Genomic DNA, 2,793 nt, shown 5'->3' with positions numbered 1-2,793 from the left:
CCGCCCCCCGGGGCCCACCCCCCTCCAACCCCCCGGCGACGGCGCCCCGTCCGGAAAGTCACGCCCCATGCTCCGCTTCCTTTTCCGCCGAGTCTCCGGCGCGTTGGTCATCCTGTTGATCATCAGCGCCGTCACCTTCTGGCTCTTCTACGCTGTGCCGCGTGACCCCGCCATGATGTCCTGCGGCAAGAACTGCACCCCGGAGAACCTGGAGCAGATCCGGAAGAACCTGGGCATCGACGAGTCGATCTTCATGCAGTACTGGCACTGGCTCGTGGGCTTCTTCGCCGGCCGGGACTACGGCGGCTACGGCTACTGCGACGCTCCCTGCCTCGGCTACTCCTTCGCCAACCGCGAGCCCGTCTTCGACACGATCATGGACCGGCTGCCGCTCACCCTGTCGCTCTCCTTCGGCGCGGCCGTCTTCTTCGTGATCATCGGCGTCGGCGCCGGCATGATCGCCGCCCTCAAGCAGGGCAAGTTCCTGGACAAGTTCGCCAGCTCCGTCTCGCTGCTCGGCTCCTCGCTGCAGATCTACTTCGTCGGCTACATCGCGATGTACTTCCTGGTCGCGCAGCTCGGCCTGCTCAGCCAGCCCTCGTACACGCCGCTCACGGAGAACCCGGCCGCATGGGTCTCGGGTCTGCTGCTGCCGTGGCTGGTCCTGTCGATCATCTTCACGGCGAACTACACCCGTATGACCCGCTCCCAGATGGTGGAACAGCTCAACGAGGACTTCGTGCGCACCGCTCGGGCCAAGGGCCTGTCGCGGGCCAACGTCTTCTTCCGCTTCGCCTGGCGGGGCGCCATGGGTCCGATCGTCACGATCTTCGGCATCGACCTCGGCGTGCTGATCGGCGGCGCCATCATCACCGAGTCGGTGTTCTCCCTGCAGGGCATCGGCCGGCTCGCGATCCAGGCCGTGGACCAGAGCGACCTGCCCATGCAGCTCGGCGTCACCATGCTGGCCGCCGCCGCCATCGTCTTCTTCAACATCATCGTCGACGCGGTCTACGCCCTCATCGACCCGCGGATCCGGCTCGCCTGACCTCCGCCGCTGCCCCCTACCCCCCGCATCACCTCCTGGAGCGTCCCCGTGACGAGCACCGAACAGCAGCCCTTCCTCTCCGTCAGGGACCTGAAGGTCCACTTCTCCACCGAGGACGGCATCGTCAAGGCCGTCGACGGGCTCTCCTTCGACCTCGCCAAGGGCAAGACGCTCGGCATCGTCGGCGAGTCGGGCTCGGGCAAGTCGGTCACCAACCTGACGATCCTGGGCCTGCACGACCGGGACCGCACCGCAATCGAGGGCGAGATCCTCCTCGACGACAAGGACCTGCTCACCGCCACCGAGAAGGAGCTGGAAAAGCTCCGCGGCAACAAGATGGCGATGATCTTCCAGGACGCGCTGGCCTCGCTGTCGCCGTACCACACCATCGGCAAGCAGATCGGCGAGACGTACCGCAAGCACACCGGCGCCTCCAAGAAGGAAGCCCGGGCGCGCGCGGTCGAGATGCTGCGCCGGGTGGGCATCCCGCAGCCGGAGGTCCGGGTGGACGACTACCCGCACCAGTTCTCCGGCGGTATGCGCCAGCGCGCGATGATCGCCATGGCCCTGGTCTGCGACCCCGAGCTACTCATCGCGGACGAGCCGACCACGGCCCTCGACGTGACGGTCCAGGCGCAGATCATGGACCTGCTCAAGGACCTGCAGCAGGAGTTCGGCACGGCCATCGTCTTCATCACCCACGACCTCGGTGTGATCGCCGACATCGCCGACGACGTCCTGGTGATGTACGGCGGCCGGTGCGTGGAGCGGGGGACGAAGGAGGAGGTGCTGCGCGACCCGCAGCACCCCTACACGCTGGGCCTGATGAGTTCCATGCCGAGCCTGGACGGGCCGGTCGACGTGCCGCTGGAGCCGATCCCGGGCTCGCCCCCCTCGCTGCTCAACCCGCCCACCGGCTGCCGGTTCCACCCGCGGTGCGCCTTCGCCGACAAGGTCGCCGGCGGACTGTGCTCCTCGGAGCAGCCGGTGCTCACGGTGCTCGAGGGCCGCGGGTCGGCCTGCCACCTGCCCAAGGAGCAGCGCAAGGAGCTGTTCGCCGACTCCGTCGTCGCAGCCCGGCACAACTGACGTACAAGAGACAGGACTTCACCATCATGAGCAACGCGGAAACGCTCCTGGACGTCAGCGGGCTGACCAAGCACTTCCCGATCAAGGGCGGCTTCCCGATCCCGCGCACGGTCGGTGCGGTCCGGGCCGTGGACGGCCTCGACTTCACGGTGGGCGCGGGCGAGAGCCTGGGTCTGGTCGGCGAGTCCGGGTGCGGCAAGTCGACGACCGGCCGGCTGATCACGCGCCTGCTGGAGCCCACCGGCGGCAAGGTCCTCTACCGGGGCCAGGACATCACGCACGCGGGACGCAGGGCGCTCGCACCGATCCGGTCCGAGATCCAGATGATCTTCCAGGACCCGTACGCGTCCCTCAACCCGCGCCAGACGGTCGGCAAGATCATCTCCGGTCCGATGGAGATCAACAACATCAACCCGGCCGGCGGCCGCGAGAAGCGCGTGCGCGAGCTGCTGGAGATCGTGGGTCTCAACCCCGAGCACTTCAACCGCTTCCCGCACGAGTTCTCCGGCGGCCAGCGCCAGCGCATCGGCGTGGCCCGCGCCCTGGCCCTGGAGCCGAAGCTGATCGTGGCCGACGAGCCGGTCTCCGCGCTCGACGTCTCGATCCAGGCGCAGGTGGTGAACCTGCTGCAGAAGGTGCAGCAGGAACTGGGCATC

The 2,793-nt window shown here is 68.0% G+C and carries 3 protein-coding genes; all 3 read left to right on the top strand.

Going from position 1 to position 2,793, the window contains the following annotated elements:
* Positions 1–67: 67 nt before the first annotated feature.
* Positions 68–1,048 (top strand): ABC transporter permease, encoded by a 981-nt coding sequence (locus tag IG88_RS0137550; protein WP_031051285.1) that lies wholly within the window; start codon positions 68–70, stop codon positions 1,046–1,048.
* A 48-nt stretch (positions 1,049–1,096) separates the two neighbouring features.
* A complete protein-coding gene (locus tag IG88_RS0137545; RefSeq protein ID WP_031051284.1) occupies positions 1,097–2,137 on the top strand; it encodes an ABC transporter ATP-binding protein in 1,041 nt (346 codons plus the stop codon).
* Positions 2,138–2,163: 26 nt separating this feature from the next.
* Positions 2,164–2,793 (top strand): ATP-binding cassette domain-containing protein (locus IG88_RS0137540; RefSeq protein ID WP_037837553.1); only part of this gene is annotated, 630 nt, incomplete at its 3' end.

Origin of the sequence: Streptomyces sp. NRRL F-5650, assembly GCF_000721365.1 — a bacterium.
GTDB lineage: Bacteria > Actinomycetota > Actinomycetes > Streptomycetales > Streptomycetaceae > Streptomyces > Streptomyces ardesiacus.
This window is presented reverse-complemented; position numbering and strand designations above follow the sequence as displayed.

Bases quoted from the DNA above. Each gene is read 5' to 3' on its own strand.
- IG88_RS0137550 (WP_031051285.1), top strand. From the start codon at position 68: ATGCTCCGCTTCCTTTTCCGCCGAGTCTCCGGCGCGTTGGTCATCCTG.